This window comes from Erwinia sp. 198 (assembly GCF_003937915.1).
Lineage (GTDB): Bacteria > Pseudomonadota > Gammaproteobacteria > Enterobacterales > Enterobacteriaceae > Erwinia > Erwinia aeris.
Window position 1 is genome coordinate 48,103 of sequence record NZ_RHUM01000018.1, and the last position, 19,069, is coordinate 67,171.

A 19,069-nucleotide genomic window follows, 5' to 3' on the forward strand; every position below is an offset into this window, starting at 1 on the left:
GGCCGGAAAACCGGCCTGTTTTGCTTACAGAATGGTGCCTAAGGTCTGACGCAGATGCGCGCCCGCGCCCAGCAGGCCAGGCTTTTCATGCGTTATCAGATAGACAGGAATATTCTGCACGTAATCTTTAAAACGGCCCTTGTCTTCAAAAGCGGCACGGAAACCGGAGGCTTTGAAGAATTCCAGGAAGCGAGGCACGATGCCGCCAGCGATATAGACGCCGCCGAAGGTGCCCATGGTCAGCGCCAGGTTACCGCCGAAACGGCCCATGATCACGCAGAACATCGCCAGAGCGCGACGGCAGTCGGTGCAGCTGTCGTCCAGCGCGCGCTGAGAAACGTCCTTCGGCTTCAGGTTCTCCGGCACGCGGTTGTCGGCTTTGACAATCGCCCGGTAAAGGTTGACCAGGCCCGCGCCGGACAGTACGCGCTCGGCGGACACGTGGCCCAGCTCTTCGCGCAGCACTTCCAGGATCAGATCTTCCTCTTCGCTGTTGGCGGCGAAATCCACGTGGCCGCCCTCGCCCGGCAGGCTCACCCAGCGTTTATCCACATGGACCAGATGCGCCACGCCCAGACCGGTTCCTGCGCCGTAAACGGCGACCGGTTTGTCTTTAACCGGCGTTGTGCCGCCAAACTGCATCACGTCCTGCTCGGTCAGCATCGGGATCGCCATCGACACGGCAGTGAAGTCGTTGATGATCTCAAGATGATCAAAACCCAGATTCGCCTTCATCTTGCTGGTGGAGAAAGCCCAGTCGTGGTTGGTCATATCCACCCAGTCATCGGTGATCGGGCAGGCGATGGCGATGCAGCCATCCGTGACATCCTGCTGCTGCTCGGCAAGATAAAAACGGATGACTGCCTCAAGGCTATCGTAGTCTGCTGTGGAGAACGTTTTGGCTTGTGAGATGGCACCGTTCTCGACTTCACACAGTGCCAGGCGCGCATTGGTGCCGCCTACATCACCTACCAAAGCATACTTAGTCATTATTGTTTTGCTCCGCTTACGTCATTTGTACACACTATAAATTTCCCCCACTCAAACAACAACGCCCAACCCTCACGGGCGAACGTAAAATCGCGCTGTGACCGACTACCTTACCTGCACTGGCCGCAATTTCCCACGGGCATCAATCTGAATCTGGCGTCTGAATCGGTTATCAGATTTTTCAGGACGCGTTGCGCTTGTCCAGCGCCGCCGTTACCGCCTGCAAAAGAGGCGGCACATCCAGCTGCGGCAGCATAACCTCCACCAGCGAGAGACGCGAGGTCTGTTCAATCACTTTTACCACTTCCTGCAATTGAGCGCTCTCCTCGACCCGCCAGCTTTGCGCCTCGCCACGCGTGCTTAGCGCCTGTGGCAGCTGCGTCCAGTTCCACTGAGCAATGTCATTGTAGCGCTGATGCTCGCCGTGGATAGCCCGTTCAACAGTATAGCCGTCATTATTCAGAATAAAGACGATCGGCTTCAGACCGTCGCGCAGCATCGATCCCAGCTCCTGAATGGTCAGCTGGGCCGCTCCGTCGCCACAGAGCAAAATCACGCGCCGCGCCGGACAGGCAAGCTGTGCGCCCCAGGCGGCGGGCAGCGTAAAGCCGATAGATCCCCACAGCGGCTGACAGATAAAGGTAACGTCTTCAGGCAGCCGCAGCGCCGCCGCGCCAAACGCGGCCGTGCCCTGATCGGCCAGCACGATATCACCGGGGCGTAAAAAGTCCTGCATGATGCGCCAGAACGCATTCTGACTCAGCGCGCCAGCAGTCAGCTTGGGCAGCGTCGGCGGCAGCGCCTGCGCATCGCGCCAGCGTTCACCATAGCGCGTCGCCAGCTGGTGCAGCACGGCAACGGCATCCTTCATGGCGATCTGGCTGAACGTCTGTTTACCGACCCGGCAGCGGGACAGGCCAACGTCAATATTGCGTAGCGGATCGATTTGCTGGGTAAATCCAGCGGTGATGGTATCCGTCCAGACCGTGCCGAGGGTGATCACCACGTCGCGTTGTTCGATATGCCGCTGCGTATCGCCTGCGCTGGCGGCGCCTGAGTAGGTGCCGACAAAGCCCGGCAGCTGTTCCGGCAGCACGCTTTTGCCCATCAGCAAGGTTGAAAAAGGCAAAGCCGTTGCCGTGACCAGTTCACGCAGCGGGTCACGAATGGCTGCGCGATCGGCAAGGAAATCGGCCAACAGCGAGACGCTTTCGGCCTCCGCCAGCAGAGCCTCCGCCGCCGCGCTGAAGGCGTCCAGGCTGCTTTGCAGTGATTCGGCACGGTAAGTTAGCGTGCCGATGGGCGGCTGAACAGGCGCTTCCGCCACGTCCGTGGGCATAAAGAGGTAAACGGGACGATGTTCGCGCAGCGCGGTCAGCAGCAGCCGATCGATTTCTGCCGCCGCGTTTTCCCTGGTCAATACAGCCTGCGCTACGGTGACCTCACGGGCGATGCGTAGAAAATGCGCGTAGTCGCCGTCGCCCAGCGTATGGTGCAGCAGCAGCTTCTCTTCCTGCGCCGCGCTGGCTGGCGCGCCGACGATATGAATAACCGGCAGATATTCTGCATAGCTGCCCGCCACGCCGTTTAGGGCGCTCAGTTCACCTACGCCAAAGGTGGTGAGCAACGCCGCCGCGCCGCGACAGCGCGCATAGCCGTCGGCCGCATAGGCCGCGTTCAGCTCGTTGCTGCTGCCCGCCCAGGCAATTTTTTTGCTGGCGATAACGTGATCCAGAAACTGCAAATTGTAATCGCCCGGCACGCCAAAAAGATGCCCGATACCGATTTCCTGCAGACGCAGCAGCAGATAGTCTCCAACGCTTTGCATGGCTTTCTCCTCTGATAGGTTGTAATGAGTATTGCGCATCCTTTGCGCACCATGTGAAATCCGTTGTCGCTCGCGATGGCAAGCAAAGATGACGCCTGAGACTTTTCCGCAAGTTGCGATCCGCCGCGCGAACCGGTTCGGTGTAACCGTATACACTGCTATGCTCATTTTGCCTTTCCTTTTGAGCACAGGAACTTTTCATGGTTTACCAGCCTGACGCAAATCGTTACCAGACAATGAGTTATCACCGCTGCGGCCGCACAGGCCTGAAGCTGCCCGCCGTCTCGCTCGGCCTGTGGCATAACTTTGGCGACAGCACGCTGGTGGAGAACAGCCGTGCGCTGCTGCGCCACGCCTTCGACCAGGGTATCACCCATTTTGACCTTGCCAATAACTACGGGCCGCCGCCCGGCTCGGCAGAAGAAAACTTCGGTCGTATCCTGCGCCAGGATTTCGCTTCGCTGCGCGATGAGCTGATTATCTCTTCCAAAGCCGGCTATACAATGTGGGACGGGCCTTACGGCGACTGGGGCTCACGTAAATATCTGATCGCCAGCCTCGATCAGAGCCTGAAGCGTATGGGCCTGGACTACGTCGATATTTTTTATCATCACCGCCCCGATCCGGAAACGCCGCTGGAAGAAACCATGACCGCGTTGGATCATCTGGTACGTCAGGGGAAGGCGCTGTACATCGCGCTTTCTAACTATCCGGCGCAGCTGGCGGCGGAGGCAATTGCTATTCTGAAGCGGCTGGGTACGCCCTGTCTGATCCACCAGCCGAAATACTCTATGTTTGAACGCGCGCCGGAAGACGGCCTGCTGGACGTGCTGCAACAGCAGGGCGTCGGCTGTATCGCTTTCTCACCGCTGGCGGGCGGCGTGCTGACCGATCGTTATTTGCAGGGTATTCCGCAAGATTCACGCGCCGCCAGCGGCAGCCGTTTTCTCAGCAGCGAGCAGCTGACGCCGGAGAAGATGGAGAAAGTGCGGCAGCTGAACGAGCTGGCGCAGCAGCGCGGCCAGAAACTGTCGCAAATGGCGCTGGCCTGGGTACTGCGCGGCGGTCGCGTCACGTCGGTGTTGATCGGCGCCAGCAAAACCAGTCAGATAGACGATGCCATAACGATGCTGAACCAGCGCGAATTCAGTCAAAGCGAGCTGGATCGCATCGACGCAATCCTCGCCTGATCCCTTTGCCGCCGCGTCCTGCGGCGGCCTGTCTTGCTGACATATCCTTTAACACTTTTTCGACATTTTTAGGAATTAGCCAGGCGAAACCCCTGCGCTCTCCTTATAATACTGGCATCAGGGCGGAGCAGTTGTGCCGCTGATAAGGAGAGAAAATGAAACACCTATTGCTTATTGCCGCTTTGCTGGCAGGTTCAGCCTTACACACAGCACAGGCTGACAGCGCCCGGATTATGTTAGCGCCGGGCGTTTCGCTTCATCTGGGCGATCGCGATCGCCACGGACGCTACTGGGACGGCGGCCGCTGGCGCGAAGGCCACTGGTGGCGCAACAATTATCGCTACGGCGAAGGCCGCTGGTGGCGCCATGAACAGTGGCGTCGTCACCAGGAGATGCGTCAACGACATGAATGGCGCCGCGACCAGCGCTGGCACGACCACCAAAGGCAGCGCGAATGGCGGCACGAGCGGGATCGTCACCACGACGGACGCTGGTGAAAAAAAGGGTGCTCACAGGAGCACCCTTTTTTACTTGCTGCTTAGCGTCTCGCCTAAAACGCCATCGCCATTGATATCAGCAGATAAAAGTTCAGCGCCACCACCACCACGACGATAACCTTGCCTGCCGCCTGCATCAGGCGTGAGTTCACCAGTTCACCCATCAGTTCGCGATTGCCGGTAAAAGAGAGCAGCGGGATAAGCGCCAGCGCAATGCCGAAGCTGAGCAGCACCTGGCTCATCACCAGTATGCGCGTCGGCTCCCAGCCTGCCAGGATCACGATAAACGAGGGCAGCATCGTGACAACGCGCCGCACCAGCAGCGGAATGCGTACGTGGATAAAGCCCTGCATTACCACCTGCCCCGCCATCGTTCCCACGACGGTGGATGAAAGCCCGGCCGCCAGCAGGCTCAGACCGAAGACCACGGCCGCCGCGCGGCCCAGCAGCGGATCGAGCGTCAGATAGGCCTGATCCAGATCCGCGATGCCGGTATGGCCGCTGAAGTGGAAAGCCGCCGCCGCCGTCGCCATCATCGCCAGGTTTACAAATCCGGCGATGGTCATGGCGATCGCCACATCCAGTTTTGTCGAGGAGTAGCGCTCCGCACGGCTGCCGCCGTCAGGGCTTTGCGTTAAAGAAGAGTGCAGATAAATCACGTGCGGCATAATCGTCGCGCCCAGCACGCCCGCCGCCAGCAGCACCGCATCGGCGGTCGGCAGCGTCGGTACGGCAAGGCCCTGCATCAGATCCATCACTTTTGGCTGCGAGAAAAACAGCTCGATCACATAGGCCGCCGCCACAAACAGCAGCAGACCGCCGATGACCAGTTCCAGCGGCTTCTGGCCCCGGCTTTGCAGCATCAAAATCAAAAACGTTACCACGCCCGTCAGCACCGCACCCTGCAGTAAACTGACGCCGAAGAGCAGCTTAAAGCCGATAGCCGCGCCGATAAACTCGGCCAGATCGGTGGCCATGGCGATTATTTCCGCCTGGATCCAGTAGAACCATACGGCAGGGCGCGGAAAGCGATCGCGAATATGCTCCGCCAGGTTTTTGCCGGTAGCGATGCCCAGCTTAGCGGACATTAACTGGATCACCATCGCCATGATATTGGCCCAGACCACTACCCACAGCAGCTTGTAGCCATAGGAAGCGCCGGCCTGAATGTTGGTCGCGAAGTTGCCGGGATCGATATAGCCAATCGCCGCAATAAAAGCGGGCCCCATCAGCGCGAATTTGATTTTACGGGAACTACGGACCGTCTGCTCCGCGGTGCGGCCTTCAAACATCGTCTTACCCCTTAATACACCCGAGGAAGGTATTGTTATTCAAATGATAATGATTATCAACATCATTTGCAGTGGTTAAACTTATCGCTGTAATAGCCTACGCTAAAAAGTATAGCCTTTGCTATACCAAAAGGTAGCGTTTCTTGTGGCCGATTTGTAAGCGATAAACTTACTTTAGGTTAAAAAGTATTCCCCCACAAGTTGACGGGTGGTTTTTTAAACAGCATCAGGATGTGACTGAAAAGCAGAATGATGATTTAAGCCGATAGGAATTTATTATATTGAGGCTTTAGTCTCGTTTTTCTGCAACTTGTTACATAGAATGTGCAGCGAAATATAACAGCCTTCAAATTTGGAGCACTCATGTCCCGCATTCTGCATTTTGCTTTGGCGCTGGTGGTGGTGACGTTACTGGCCTTACTGGTCAGCAGCGATCGGAAAAATATCCGCGTCCGTTTTATTATTCAGCTTCTGGTGATCGAGGTGCTGCTGGCCTGGTTCTTCCTGAACTCCGAAATCGGCTTAGGGTTTGTCAAAGGTTTTGCCGGCTTCTTCGACAAGCTGCTGGGCTTTGCCGCCCAGGGCACCAGCTTTGTCTTTGGCGGCATGAACGATAAAGGCCTGGCGTTCTTCTGGCTTAACGTACTCTGCCCTATCGTCTTTATCTCCGCCCTTATTGGTATTCTGCAACACTTCCGTATTCTGCCTGTGGTTATCCGGGCGATCGGCACCGTGCTGTCAAAAGTCAACGGCATGGGTAAACTGGAATCTTTTAACGCGGTAAGCTCGCTGATTTTGGGACAGTCAGAAAACTTTATCGCCTATAAAGATATTCTGGGCAAAATGTCGCAGCGCCGTATGTACACCATGGCCGCTACCGCGATGTCGACCGTATCGATGTCCATCGTCGGCGCCTATATGACCATGCTCCAGCCGAAATATGTGGTGGCCGCGCTGATCCTGAATATGTTCAGCACCTTTATCGTGCTGTCGTTGATCAACCCGTACCGCATCGAAAACGAGGAAGACCTGAAGCTGAACGATCTGCATCAGGGACAGAGCTTCTTTGAAATGCTGGGCGAATATATCCTTGCCGGTTTCAAAGTGGCGGTCATCGTCGCCGCGATGCTGATTGGCTTTATCGCGCTGATCTCCGCCGTCAACACGCTGTTTGATACGATTTTTGGTATCAGCTTCCAGGGCGTACTGGGCTATGTGTTCTATCCTTTTGCCTGGGTAATGGGCGTGCCCGCCAGCGAAGCGTTACAGGTCGGCAGCATCATGGCGACCAAGCTGGTTTCCAACGAATTCGTGGCGATGATCGATCTGCAGAAAATTGCCGATACTCTGTCGCCGCGCGGCGAAGGCATCCTTTCCGTGTTCCTGGTTTCTTTTGCCAACTTCTCCTCTATCGGCATCGTAGCGGGCGCTATCAAAGGCCTGAACGAAGAGCAGGGCAACGTAGTGTCGCGCTTCGGCATGAAGCTGCTGTACGGTTCGACGCTGGTTAGCGTGCTCTCCGCTTCCATCGCAGGCCTGGTGCTGGGCTGATAGCGGTCTGGCCCGACAAGAAAGGCGAACCTTTAGGTTCGCTTTTTTTATGCGTATCGTCTCGCAATAAAACATTTCATGTAGCGCATCCGGGAAGATCGCCTTTAACCCATACTAAAAGTAATGTTATAAAGCAGCCCATAAGACTCAGGATGAGGATTTGCTATGGCGGGCTGCTGCTATGAAATCTTACATAGCTTTTAATCAGTACGCCGCAGCATTCAGCCAACCTGGCCCAGCGTTAAATCAGCACGCCTCAATGTCCAGTCAGCGCAACGCAACGTTTAGCCAGCGCCTCGTTCGTTATGCGCCAAAAACCGCCCCCGCCATAGCTGTTTTTTAACTTTCCTCAGCACATATAAGAATTTCACAGCTTACTTCTCTGAAAGTAGGGTTCCTTCTACGCCCTTTTCTGCCCGCCCACTTCGGAGAATTCAGGATGAGTATTCAGTTTCTTGGCATGATCGGCCATCGCCTGGCCTCGGAAATTATTCCGCCCAGCGGCCCCCTTTTTAACAAGCAGTACATCGCCGACTTCGCCCGCGCCCATGAACAGGCCGGTTTCGATCGCGTTCTGGTCGGTTACTGGTCAGATCAGCCCGACGGCTTTCTGGTCACCGCCCACGCGGCGGCGCATACCTCAAAAGTCAAGTTCCTGCTGGCGCACCGCCCCGGCTTTGTCTCTCCTACTCTTGCCGCCCGCAAGCTGGCGACGCTGGATCAGCTGACCGACGGCCGTCTGGCAGTGCATATTATCAGCGGCGGCAACGATGCCGAACAGCGTCGCGACGGTGATTACCTCAACAAAGCCGAACGCTACGCGCGCACCGATGAATTTTTGCAGGTGTTGAAAAAAAGCCTCACGGCCGAAGCGCCTTTCGACCATCAGGGCGAGCTTTATCAGGCTGAACAGGCCTTTTCCGCCGTCAAGCCGCTACAGCCGCAGCTGCCGGTCTATTTCGGCGGTTCCTCGCCGGAAGCAATCAGCGTGGCGGCGAAACATGCCGACGTTTTCGCACTGTGGGGCGAACCGCTGGCGGGCGCGGCCGAAACCGTGCGCACGGTACGCGCCGCCGCCGCTCGCCATGGTCGACAGATCGGTTTTAATATCTCTTTCCGTCCGATTATCGCCGCGACTGAAAAAGAAGCCTGGGAAAAAGCGGAATATATCCGCGAAACGGCCCGGCAGAAGCTGCTCGCTACCGGCCACGATTTCGGCCTGCCAAAGCCGCAGAGCGTCGGTGCGGAACGGCTGTTCGCCGCGGCTAACGAAGGCGATCGCCTGGATAAAAATCTGTGGACCGGCATCGCCAAACTGGTCGGTGGCGGCTATAACTCCACTTCGCTGGTCGGCACGCCGGATCAGGTTTCCGACGCGCTGCTTGATTACTACAGCCTGGGCATCGAAAGCGTGCTGATCCGGGGTTTCGATCCGCTCAATGACGCGCTGGAGTATGGCAAAGAGCTGATCCCGCTGACGCGCGAAAAAGTTGCGGCGCGCCGTGTCGCAAGGAGCGCCTGATGCGTCTGGTCGTCGCCATCCTGCTTTCGGTTATGGCGGGCGCCGCTACGGCGGCAGAAAAAGTGACGCTGCGCCTGGGTGACGTCAAGGGCGATCGCTTTATTTCGCTACGAGAGTCCGGCGAGCTGAATAATTTGCCTTACGAGCTGAAGCTGACCTCGTTCGACTCCGGCGCACCGGTGCAGGAGGCACTGAACGCCGGCGCGCTGGACGTAGGTTTTACCGGCGATCTGCCTTTCCTGTTTGTCTATGCCGCCGGCGCGCCGGTGAAGGCGGTAGGCGCATGGCAAAACAATCCCGACAGCATCGCCCTGCTGACGCGGCCCGACAGCGGCATCCATAAGCTGAGCGATCTGAAAGGCAAACGGATCGCCGTCAATCGCGGCGGCTGGGGACATTATCTGGTGCTGGGGCTGCTTGAGCGCGCCGGGCTGAAACCCGCCGACGTTAAGCTGCGTTTTCTTGGCCCGGTCGATGGCCGCGCCGCGCTGGCCAGCCACGCCGTAGACGCCTGGGCGACCTGGGAACCCTACGTCTCTTCGGCCGTCGTGGTGGATAACGCGGTACTGGTACCGCAGGGCGGCGGCAAAGGTATTCTTTCCGGCTATTCCTATGCGCTTGCCCGCGAGGAAGCGTTAAAAGATCCGGCTAAACGCCAGGCAATCGCCGATCTTCAGGGTCGACTGGCCAAAGCGCAGATCTGGGCGATACAGCATCCGGCAGCCTTTGCCGACGCGCTAAGCAAATCGCTGGGGATGCCGCCCGCCATTACGCAGCGCTGGATCGCCAGCGCGCAGATCCGTCCGGTCAATTTCACACCCGCGCTGGCGGATTCGCTCCAGCGTTCCGCCGATTTTTTCTTACGTTACCGCGTGCTGCCGAAAGCGGTGAATGTCCACCAGGCTTTCGATTATCAGCTGGCGGGTCGGGCTAATCAGGCGGCCGCCGGATTAATACAGCCTGCCGGGGGAGAACAGCCATGAGTAACCTTCAGCATCATCGTTTACGCGCCTTTGTCGGCGATCTGGCCGCGCTGCTGGACTCCAGGCCTTCAGAGCAGCACGTGCTGCAAGAAGGCAGCGAGCTGCTAAAACAGCTTATCCGCCACGATGACTGGCTACCTGAGCCCTTTGCGCAGCCCGATCCACAGCGCTATCAACAATATCTGCTGTATGCCGACGCGCAGCAGCGCTTTTCTGTCGTCAGTTTCGTCTGGGGAGCAGGTCAGTCGACGCCGGTGCACGATCACCGGGTGTGGGGGTTGATTGGCATGCTGCGCGGCGCGGAGGTTGCGCAGCATTTCCGTCGTGATGAGCAAGGCGCACTCTGGCCCGAAGGCGAGCCCGTTCGCCTGAATGCTGGCGACGTAGAGGCAGTTTCGCCTGAGGTGGGTGATATCCATTGCGTCAGTAACGCTTTTATCGATCGCCCCTCCATCAGCATTCACGTTTACGGCGGCAATATCGGCGCGGTGAAACGGGCCGTTTATGACGAAGACGGCTGCGAAAAACCGTTTATCTCCGGCTATAACAACGCTTTTTTACCAAATATCTGGGATCTCTCACATGGCTAAGCAATCACTGCCTTTACGTCACTACAGCGATATTCGCTACGCCCTGCTCCAGCGCCAGGAAACTGCGCTGCTGGACGTGCGGGAAGAGGCTTATTATGCCGAAGGCCACCCGCTGTTTGCCGCTAATATTCCGTTATCGAAGCTGGAACCGGAGATAATTAACCGCGTCCCACGCCTGGCGACGCCCGTCACGCTGTATGACAACGGCGAAGGCCTGGCGCAGGTCGCCGCCGAAAGGTTAATCGCGCTGGGCTACAGCAACGTGGCGCTGCTGGCGGGCGGCCTGCAGGGCTGGGCCGAAGCGGGCGGCGAAATCTTTATCGACGTCAACTCGCCAAGCAAAGCGTTTGGCGAACTGGTTGAAAGCCGCGCCCACACGCCTTCGCTGTCGGCGCAGGAGGTCCATGCCCTGCTACAAAGCGGCGAGCCGGTAGCGGTGCTGGACAGCCGCCGTTTTGACGAATATCAGACCATGAGCATTCCGGGCGGCATCAGCGTGCCGGGCGCCGAGCTGGTGCTGCGGATCAGGGATCTGGCCCCGTCGCCGGAAACGAAAATTATCGTCAACTGCGCCGGACGCACTCGCAGCATTATCGGTACGCAGTCGCTGGTCAATGCGGGCCTGCGTAACCCGATTTATGCGCTGCGCAACGGCACCATTGGCTGGACGCTGGCCGGGCTGGCGCTGGATCATCAGCAGAACCGCCGTTACGGCGAGGTGAGCGAGACCGCGCAGCTTCAGGCCGCACGCAGCGCCCGGAAGGTTGCCGATCGCGCTGGCGTCAGGCAGATTACGCTCGCTGATATCACCGCTTTGCGGCAGCAAACCCAGCGCACGGTTTATCTGTTTGACGTGCGCGACGCCGAAGAATACGCAGCGGGTCATTTACCCGGCGCTCGCCACGTGCCGGGTGGCCAGCTGATACAGGAAACGGATCATTATGCCAGCGTGCGTGGGGCAAAAATCGTGCTGGTTGACGACAAAAAAGCGCGCGCCGATATGAGTGCCTCCTGGCTGGCGCAGATGGGGTGGGACGTTGCGGTCGTGGATAATGTCAGCCGGCAAGATTTTATCGAGCACGGCGACTGGAAACCCACGGTGCCGCCCCTGCCCGCCCTGCCGGAGGTGGAACCAGCCGGGCTGGCCGCATGGCTGGAAGCGGGCGATACGCAGGTGCTGGATTTCACCACCAGCGCTAACTATGTGGCGGGCCATATCCCCGGCGCGTGCTGGCTGCAACGCTCGCTGCTGACGCGGACGGGCAGCGCTGCTCTGCCGCCGGCAGAGCGTTACGTGGTGACCTGCGGCAGCAGCCTGCTGGCCCGCTACGCCGTAGAAGAGCTGTCCGCGCTGACGCAAAAACCGGTAACGGTACTTAAAGGCGGCAATGCAGCCTGGCGAAAGGCCGGTTTACCCGTGCAGCAGGGCGAAACCAGACTGCTGCAGCCTCGGGACGATCGCTACCGTCGCCCTTATGAAGGCACTGACAACGCCGCCTCGGCGATGCAGGCCTACCTGGACTGGGAATATGGCCTGATTGCGCAGCTGGATCGCGACGGCACGCACGGTTTTAACGTCCTTACGCCCTCCGCCTGACTTTGCCAGGCCGTGTTGAAACGGCCTGGTTTCCCGCCCGCCGCTTTTCTGCCCCGTTGGTCGAATCGGTTTAGCACTTTCGTTTTTTTTGACTATGCTTATTCCTTAACGGTCAGAAATCACCGAATCCGTTGTAAAAATCATTGTAATTCATTCTGTTGCCGAGCGAACTCCGGTTCCTGCGGCGGCTTAATTCATTTATTACCGGCATTCTTGCTGGTTCAAGAGGAGAGCCCATGTCGACGACAAATCGCCCCCAACCTCCACTCCCAGAACAACAGCAAACATGGCCGGGAGCCACTAACGAAATGCAGCCCGTTCCCGATCATGGCGAAGCCAGCTATCAAGGCTCCGGCCGTCTGAAAGGCAAAAAAGCCATTATTACCGGCGGCGACTCCGGCATCGGCCGCGCCGTGGCGATAGCCTATGCTCGTGAAGGCGCGGACGTGCTGATTTCCTATCTGGACGAGCATGAAGATGCGAAAGAAACCGCGCGCCTGATTGAAGAAGCGGGACAGAAAGCGGTCCTGGTGGCTGGCGACGTGACCGAAGCGGAACACTGCAAGGCTATCGTCAGCAAGGCCGTGGAAGCCTTCGGCGAAATCAATATCGTGGTCAATAACGCCGCTTTCCAGATGACCCGTGAGTCGCTGGATGAGATCAGCGATGACGAGTTTGACCGCACGATGAAGACCAATATCTATGCCATGTTCCGCATCTGCAAAGCGGCGGTGCCGCATATGCCTGCGGGCGGCTCTATTATCAATACCGCCTCGGTTAATGCCGATCAGCCCAAACCGAAACTGATTGCCTATTCCGCCACCAAAGCGGCGATTATCAACTTTTCCGGCAGCCTGGCCGCACTGCTGGCGGATAAGGGTATTCGCTCCAACGCCGTGGCCCCAGGCCCAATCTGGACGCCGCTGATCCCTGCCACGATGCCGACTGAACAGGTTAAAAACTTCGGCAGCGAAGTGCCGATGCAGCGCGCCGGGCAGCCTGCCGAGCTGGCGCCTGCCTATGTGATGCTGGCCAGCGATGAAGCCAGCTATATCTCCGGCGCGACCATCGCCGTCACCGGCGGCGTTGCCGTCATCTGATCGTCTGGCTATGGGGCTGCGGCTCCATAGCCTTCTCGCCCGTTCTCTTCCCGCTTTCCTGCCCGGACGGCTTCGTTACGCCTTAAGGCCAGAGAACGGACGTCTTTTAAGGAGCGAAGATGAAAGCCTATCCTTTACGGCTGACGCTGCCGATTGCTACCCATATCTTCGGCGGCGAGCTGATTAAGACCCACCTTGCCAAAACGGGCCTGCCTGACGGACGCATAGCGGAAACCTGGGAAGTCAGTGACGTGGAAGGCATGCGCGCTACCGTTAAAAACGGCGACTATGCCGGCATGAGCCTGCACGAGCTGACCGAACGCTATCCCGACGAGCTGGTTGCGCCCGGCTGGCGCGGCCCGCATTTCCCGCTGCTGAGCAAATTTATTGACGGCACCGGAATGCTGCCGGTGCATCTCCACGCCAACGATGAGGCGGCGCAGCGCCTTGAGCAACAGCCCAACGGCAAAAGCGAGGCCTGGCATATTTTATGGGCCGCGCCCGGCGCCAGCTGCCTGGCAGGCATCAAACCCGGCGTCAGCCGGCAGCGCCTGCGCGCTGCTCTGCTGGCAGAAGAATACGACGAGGTAATGGAACGCTATCCGGTTAAAACCGGCGACACCTTTTACGTGCCGGGCGGCATGCTGCACTCTTTCGGGCCGGATACGCTGATTTATGAAATTGAGCAGACGTCCAATATCCAGCAGCACGCAATGCCGTGGCAGATGGAGGACGGCAGCAAAATATCGCCGCAGGAGCGGGAGAAGAATATCGATGCGCTGCTGGCAGAGCTGCGTCCCGAACTGACCACTCGGCCGCATCAGGGCCTGACGCTGGAAGAAAACGATCGGGTCACGCGCCTGTTTTGCTGCGCAGGGCCTTATTTCGCGCTGGAACGCTGGCAGGTTTCCGCCGCCTGTGACTACGGCTTTACGCGCGCGCGCATTATTTCCAACCTGGGCGAGCCGCTGCAAATTGAAGCGGCGGGCGAAAGCTGGACGCTGGGCCGTGCGGAAACGCTGCTGCTGCCCGCCGCGCTGGGCAAAGTGACTTTCAGCGCGCCGGGCGAGTTTCTGGTGGGCTATGTACCGGATCTGGAAGCCGAAGTGAATCAGCCTTTGCGCACGCGCGGCTATGACGAGCAGGCTATCGCTGTGCTCGGTGATGTCAAAGATCAATTACGTTAGGAGTAGTTTTATGCTGCCCTGTTCTCTGCACGGCAAGGCGAACGATGCGCCGGTTTTCGTTCTGCTGCACTATTTAGGCGGCTCCGGGCATACCTGGTATCCGACCATCAGCTGGCTCGACGAGCATCATCGCTGCGTAACGCTGGATACGCCGGGCTTTGGCGCCGCAGCCAATATTGCCGGCTATGACGTGGCGTCGATGGTAGCGCAGTTCGACGAAAGCATTCGCGCACTGCAGCTCAACAACTGTATTCTGGTCGGCCACTCGATGACCGGGAAAGTCGCCCTGGCGCTGGCGGCACGTCGGCCAGACTACCTGAAAGGGCTGATTCTGGTAGCGCCGTCCCCGCCAGGCCCACAGCCGATGAGCGAGGAAGATCGACGCAGCCAGAGCCAGTACGGCGGCAGTCGGCAGGAAGCGGAACAGTTTGTGGATACGGCAGCCGGTGAGCGCTTGCCCGATGTGGTGCGTGAAATTGCTATCCGAGACGCCAGACGTGCCAACCTCTCCGCCTGGCATGCCTGGCCGGAAGCTGGCAGCCGGGAAGACTGGTCTGAACGTATCGGCACGGTGCATTGTCCGGCGCTGCTGGTTGCCGGTTCGGCTGACGATCAGGTGCCTTCTCCGGAAGATCAGCAGAAGATGACGCTTTCACACCTGCCTGCCGGGCGGCTGGAGGTCATTACTGGCGCGGGCCATTTGATGCCGCTACAGACGCCGCAGAAGCTGGCTGAAAAAATGCTGGCCTTTGCCTCTGCGCTTTAACTTATCTTAGCGGAGATGGCCGTCTCCGCTCCTTCTCCTGCCTTTTCTGCATTGCTGGCACGCGCTTTGTAAACGGAATTAGCGTAATTTTTCCTGTTAATACCGCCGTCGCGGCGTTTTCAGGAGAAATACGGGGCGCTGGCCTTGCGAAAGATTTAACCCTGGCTTTAGCAGCTTCCCTGCACTTATTCAGCTATCCAGCTGGAGGATTTAACGCCTCTACATCAGCAAGGCCCGATTTAACAGGAAACAGGCAAAACGGGAGCGAGAGCTGACAGGCAGAACGGATAACAAGAAGAAAAAACAGGAAAAACGGGTGGGCAAACGCTGCCAGAAACAGAGAAAAACGAAGAAGTGATTGGTGGAGATAAGCGGGATCGAACCGCTGACCTCTTGCATGCCATGCAAGCGCTCTCCCAGCTGAGCTATACCCCCGAGCCGAAAAACCTTTGTCGTCTTGACGGCGGGCATAATATGAAACGGGGCCGATCGTGTCAACGGCAAAATGTCGATCTGTGTTCGATCGCTGAAAAAGCGGTCAAAGCGATGCAAAAGGCCGCATCCGCACCTTTTGCCACACAGCATAATCCGCCTTAATCGCCGTTATGTCAGCGATCAAATGGTGTCCTGAATGCAATCCGGCAACGTTCCCGCTGCAATCACAGCGCGTCGGGTTTAATCCTGTAAACAGAGCGTTAATTGTGCGCTTAATTGCGCTTGTTTTTGTTAAAATCTCGTGCAAAACTTCCCGCGTTTTCGAATGCCGAACCCTTCTCAGCGCTGGATGCGCGCGTATAACGCGACGGATTCGGCCATTCTTTCTTTCACTACACCAGAATCAGAGCCACTATGTCCTTGTACTCACCTAAAGAAATTGCGGCGGTCGCTATTCAGGCTGGTATCGCCAAAAGCCGTTCGTCTGTCCCTACCCTGTTGATCCTCGGCTTTATTGCAGGGGCCTTTATCGCTACCGGCTTCCTGCTGGATCTGCACGTGATTAATCAGCTGCCCGCTAACTGGGGTTCCTTTGGCGGCCTGCTTGGCGCAGCGGTGTTTCCCGTAGGGATTATTCTGACCGTGCTGGCTGGCGGTGAGCTGCTGACCGGTAACATGATGACCATGCCGATCGCCTGGTTCGCCCGTCAGGTCAGCGGCTTTAGCGTAGTGCGTAACTGGTTCTGGGTAACCATTGCCAACTTTATCGGCAGTATTGCCGTAGCATGGTTCTTTGGCCATGTGCTTGGCATGACCGAAGGCGACTACCTTAAAAAGACCGTGGCTATCGCCTCGGCCAAAGTCCACGCCGACTTTATGCATTCTTTCATTTCCGGTATCGGCTGTAACTGGCTGGTGTGCCTGGCGACCTGGATGGCGTTCGCCAGTAAAGATATGGTCGGCAAGATTTTCGGCATGTGGTTCCCGGTGATGGCGTTCGTAGCTATCGGCTTCCAGCACGTGGTGGCGAACATGTTTATTATCCCGGCTGCTATTTTTGCCGGCCAGCTGAGCTGGGCCGACTACCTGCCTAATTTTGCTGCCGTCTTCCTGGGCAATACGGTCGGCGGCGCGGTGTTTGTCGGTCTGGCTTACTACATCGCCTATCGTCCGCAAAATCAGTCTGCTGCTACCCCACAGTAAGGCTTTCTTCCCTCTGCCGTCCGGCAGGGGGAATATCATTTCTCTCCGTTGCTAATTATCTGCTCAGATTAGTCTTGCCTGTTAGTTGTTTGAACAATAAATTCCTGTAATATATGTCCGTTACATATCAACGCAAAAAGGATATTGCATAATGAAAAAGGAATGGTTAACGCCGGAAGAACTGGCACAGGAAACAGGTTTCAGCCGTCAGACTATCAATAAATGGGTTAAAAAAGAGCAGTGGACGACCGTACCCAAGCCCGGTGTACAGGGCGGTAAGGCCCGCATGATCCATATTGATGAGAATGTAAGAAATTTCCTGAAGTCCACCCGCCACGTCGCCGAGCCAACCGCCACCTATCGCGTCACGCAAAACTCTCTTCCCGCTCTGCTAATGACCTCTATTCAGCAAATGAACAGCGATGAACAAGAGAAGCTTTATGCATTACTGTTACGTGAAGGTATTCAGGGTATGCTGCAACGGCTGGAAATTTCTCAGGCCGAGAAGTAAGTTTCCACGCCTGCCGAGCAGATCGCACGTTGAAAAAAGAACCGGCTGATGCCGGTTCTTCTGTTTAGGGAATTAAGCCTGCGCTTCGCGAGCCGCAATCCAGCCCAGCGCTTTTTCAATACGCGCAACGCTGCGCGACTGGCCAATGGCCTCTACCGTCACGTCCAGCGCCGGTGACTGGCCTGCGCCGGTAACGGCAACGCGCAGCGGCATGCCGACTTTGCCCATACCTACTTCCAGCTCGTCCGCAGCGGACTGAATAGCCTGATGCACGTTTTCCGCATTCCATACGCTGACGGCGGCCAGCTTGTCACGAACCACCTCCAGCGGCTGACGGGCTACGGGACGCAGATGTTTTTTCGCCGCATCTGCATCAAACTCTGCAAAGTCTTCGTAGAAGTAGCGGCAGGAAGCGGCCATTTCTTTCAGCGTCTTGCAACGCTCGCCAAGCAGACGCACCAGCTGAGCCAGCTCAGGGCCGGTGCGGGTATCGATATTTTCCTGCTCGATATGCCATTGCAGATGCGTCGCCACGTACTCCGGTGCCAGCGTGGTGATGTAATGATGGTTCAGCCACTGCAGTTTTTCGGTGTTGAAGGCGCTGGCGGATTTGCTGACCGCATCCAGATCGAACAGCTGCTTCATCTCTTCAATGCTGAAGATCTCCTGATCGCCATGCGACCAGCCCAAACGCACCAGATAGTTCAGTAGCGCTTCCGGCAGATAGCCGTCGTCGCGGTACTGCATCACGCCCACCGCGCCGTGACGTTTGGAAAGCTTTTTGCCGTCGTCGCCCAGGATCATGGAAACGTGCGCGTAAACAGGCACCTGCGCACCGATGGCCTTCAGGATGTTGATCTGGCGAGGCGTGTTATTGATATGATCTTCACCGCGAATAACGTGGGTAATTTCCATATCCCAGTCGTCGATCACTACACAGAAGTTATAGGTCGGTGAACCATCGGTACGGCGGATGATCAGATCGTCCAGCTCCTGATTGCTGAATTCGATGGGGCCACGGATCTGGTCGTCAAAAATGACCGAACCTTCCTGCGGGTTACGGAAGCGCACTACGCAAGGCTCATCATCGGCATGGTGTTCGTGGCTGTCGCGGCAGCGACCGTCATAGCGTGGCTTTTCATTGTTCGCCATCTGCGTTTCGCGCAGCGCTTCCAGACGCTCTTTGGAGCAGTAGCATTTGTAGGCCGTGCCCGCTTCCAGCATCTGATCGATCACTGCATTGTAGCGATCGAAACGTTTGGTCTGATAGTACGGGCCTTCATCCCAGTCCAGGTTCAGCCAGTTCATGCCGTCCATGATCGCGTCGATAGCCTGCTGGGTGGAGCGCTCCAGATCGGTATCTTCTATACGCAGCACGAATTCGCCGCCCTGATTACGGGCAAACAGCCAGGAATAAAGCGCGGTACGAGCGCCGCCAACGTGCAGGTAGCCCGTCGGGCTGGGTGCGAAACGGGTTTTGATTTTCATTAACAGCTGCCTTTTTACGCTATCAGAAGCGGGAAGCTCTGATAAATCCAGAATAAAGTGGGCAACATTCTATCATCCCAGGATGAATCCTCAACGGCAATCCCCTGCTTTCGCGCCGCCTTTGCTGCAAAAGCCGACAGCGCCGTGACGGTTTTGCCTGAAATCGCAACATCTTGTTTAATTTTAAGACGAACGCAATTTTTCCTTCTAAAAATCGTTGACTCATTTTGCGCGATCCCTATAATGCGACTCCACACAGCGGGGGTGATTAGCTCAGTTGGTAGAGCATCTCCTTTACACGGAGGGGGTCGGCGGTTCGAGCCCGTCATCACCCACCAC

At 57.4% G+C, this 19,069-nt stretch carries 16 protein-coding genes and 2 tRNA genes; 13 read left to right on the forward strand and 5 right to left on the reverse strand.

Annotation, left to right across the window (positions count from 1 at the left end):
• Positions 1–24 precede the first annotated feature (24 nt).
• Entirely contained in the window at positions 25–990 is a 966-nt protein-coding gene (gene glk / locus EGK14_RS20065; protein WP_125290855.1) for a glucokinase, read from the reverse strand.
• Positions 991–1,171: 181 nt separating this feature from the next.
• Positions 1,172–2,818, reverse strand: a complete 1,647-nt coding sequence (locus EGK14_RS20070) for an alpha-keto acid decarboxylase family protein (protein WP_125290856.1) — start codon at positions 2,816–2,818, stop codon at positions 1,172–1,174.
• Positions 2,819–3,018: 200 nt separating this feature from the next.
• Here EGK14_RS20070 and mgrA point away from each other — a divergent pair, with 200 nt between their 5' ends.
• Positions 3,019–4,008 (forward strand): L-glyceraldehyde 3-phosphate reductase, encoded by a 990-nt coding sequence (mgrA, locus tag EGK14_RS20075; protein ID WP_125290857.1) that lies wholly within the window; start codon positions 3,019–3,021, stop codon positions 4,006–4,008.
• Positions 4,009–4,163: 155 nt separating this feature from the next.
• Positions 4,164–4,505, forward strand: a complete 342-nt coding sequence (locus EGK14_RS20080; RefSeq protein ID WP_125290858.1) for a DUF2502 domain-containing protein — start codon at positions 4,164–4,166, stop codon at positions 4,503–4,505.
• Between the two features lie 53 nt (positions 4,506–4,558).
• Here EGK14_RS20080 and EGK14_RS20085 read toward each other — a convergent pair whose 3' ends face one another.
• Positions 4,559–5,797 carry an Nramp family divalent metal transporter gene (locus EGK14_RS20085; RefSeq protein ID WP_125290859.1) on the reverse strand — a complete coding sequence of 413 codons (1,239 nt, stop codon included), beginning with the start codon at positions 5,795–5,797 and terminating at the stop codon, positions 4,559–4,561.
• A 363-nt stretch (positions 5,798–6,160) separates the two neighbouring features.
• On the opposite strand from EGK14_RS20085, the gene EGK14_RS20090 reads away from it, so the two are divergent.
• From EGK14_RS20090 to EGK14_RS20125, 8 genes are all read left to right on the forward strand, one after another.
• Positions 6,161–7,348, forward strand: a complete 1,188-nt coding sequence (locus EGK14_RS20090; RefSeq protein WP_125290860.1) for a NupC/NupG family nucleoside CNT transporter — start codon at positions 6,161–6,163, stop codon at positions 7,346–7,348.
• Between the two features lie 439 nt (positions 7,349–7,787).
• A complete protein-coding gene (locus EGK14_RS20095) occupies positions 7,788–8,870 on the forward strand; it encodes an LLM class flavin-dependent oxidoreductase (protein WP_125290861.1) in 1,083 nt (360 codons plus the stop codon).
• A complete protein-coding gene (locus tag EGK14_RS20100) occupies positions 8,870–9,853 on the forward strand; it encodes an ABC transporter substrate-binding protein (RefSeq protein WP_125290862.1) in 984 nt (327 codons plus the stop codon). Before EGK14_RS20095 ends, EGK14_RS20100 begins: the two co-directional genes overlap by 1 nt.
• On the forward strand, positions 9,850–10,443 hold the full coding sequence (locus tag EGK14_RS20105; RefSeq protein WP_125290863.1) for a cysteine dioxygenase: 594 nt from the start codon (positions 9,850–9,852) through the stop codon (positions 10,441–10,443). Before EGK14_RS20100 ends, EGK14_RS20105 begins: the two co-directional genes overlap by 4 nt.
• Positions 10,436–12,040, forward strand: coding sequence for a rhodanese homology domain-containing protein (locus EGK14_RS20110; protein WP_125290864.1), 1,605 nt, complete (start codon positions 10,436–10,438; stop codon positions 12,038–12,040). The genes EGK14_RS20105 and EGK14_RS20110 overlap by 8 nt, the downstream gene beginning before the upstream one ends.
• A gap of 236 nt (positions 12,041–12,276) precedes the next feature.
• Positions 12,277–13,140, forward strand: coding sequence for a glucose 1-dehydrogenase (locus EGK14_RS20115; protein ID WP_125290865.1), 864 nt, complete (start codon positions 12,277–12,279; stop codon positions 13,138–13,140).
• Positions 13,141–13,259: 119 nt separating this feature from the next.
• Positions 13,260–14,327, forward strand: a complete 1,068-nt coding sequence (locus EGK14_RS20120; protein ID WP_125290866.1) for a class I mannose-6-phosphate isomerase — start codon at positions 13,260–13,262, stop codon at positions 14,325–14,327.
• A 10-nt stretch (positions 14,328–14,337) separates the two neighbouring features.
• The gene (locus EGK14_RS20125; protein ID WP_125290867.1) at positions 14,338–15,093 is read left to right on the forward strand and encodes an alpha/beta fold hydrolase; all 756 of its coding nucleotides are present in this window, start codon (positions 14,338–14,340) and stop codon (positions 15,091–15,093) included.
• Between the two features lie 359 nt (positions 15,094–15,452).
• Here the strand turns inward: EGK14_RS20125 and EGK14_RS20130 are convergent.
• Positions 15,453–15,528, reverse strand: a tRNA-Ala gene (locus tag EGK14_RS20130).
• 414 nt (positions 15,529–15,942) lie between these two features.
• Between EGK14_RS20130 and EGK14_RS20135 the strand changes: the two genes are divergently transcribed.
• Both EGK14_RS20135 and EGK14_RS20140 read left to right on the forward strand, forming a co-directional pair.
• Complete coding sequence (locus tag EGK14_RS20135; RefSeq protein WP_125290868.1) at positions 15,943–16,731, forward strand: formate/nitrite transporter family protein; 789 nt, start codon at positions 15,943–15,945, stop codon at positions 16,729–16,731.
• 151 nt (positions 16,732–16,882) lie between these two features.
• Entirely contained in the window at positions 16,883–17,242 is a 360-nt protein-coding gene (locus EGK14_RS20140) for a YfeC-like transcriptional regulator (protein WP_125290869.1), read from the forward strand.
• 72 nt (positions 17,243–17,314) lie between these two features.
• Here the strand turns inward: EGK14_RS20140 and gltX are convergent, their stop codons facing one another.
• Positions 17,315–18,730: a glutamate--tRNA ligase gene (gltX, locus tag EGK14_RS20145; RefSeq protein ID WP_125290870.1), complete on the reverse strand. Its 1,416-nt coding sequence runs from the start codon at positions 18,728–18,730 to the stop codon at positions 17,315–17,317.
• 262 nt (positions 18,731–18,992) lie between these two features.
• On the opposite strand from gltX, the gene EGK14_RS20150 reads away from it, so the two are divergent.
• Positions 18,993–19,068: transfer RNA gene (locus tag EGK14_RS20150), tRNA-Val, on the forward strand.
• The last annotated feature ends 1 nt before the right edge of the window (position 19,069 follow it).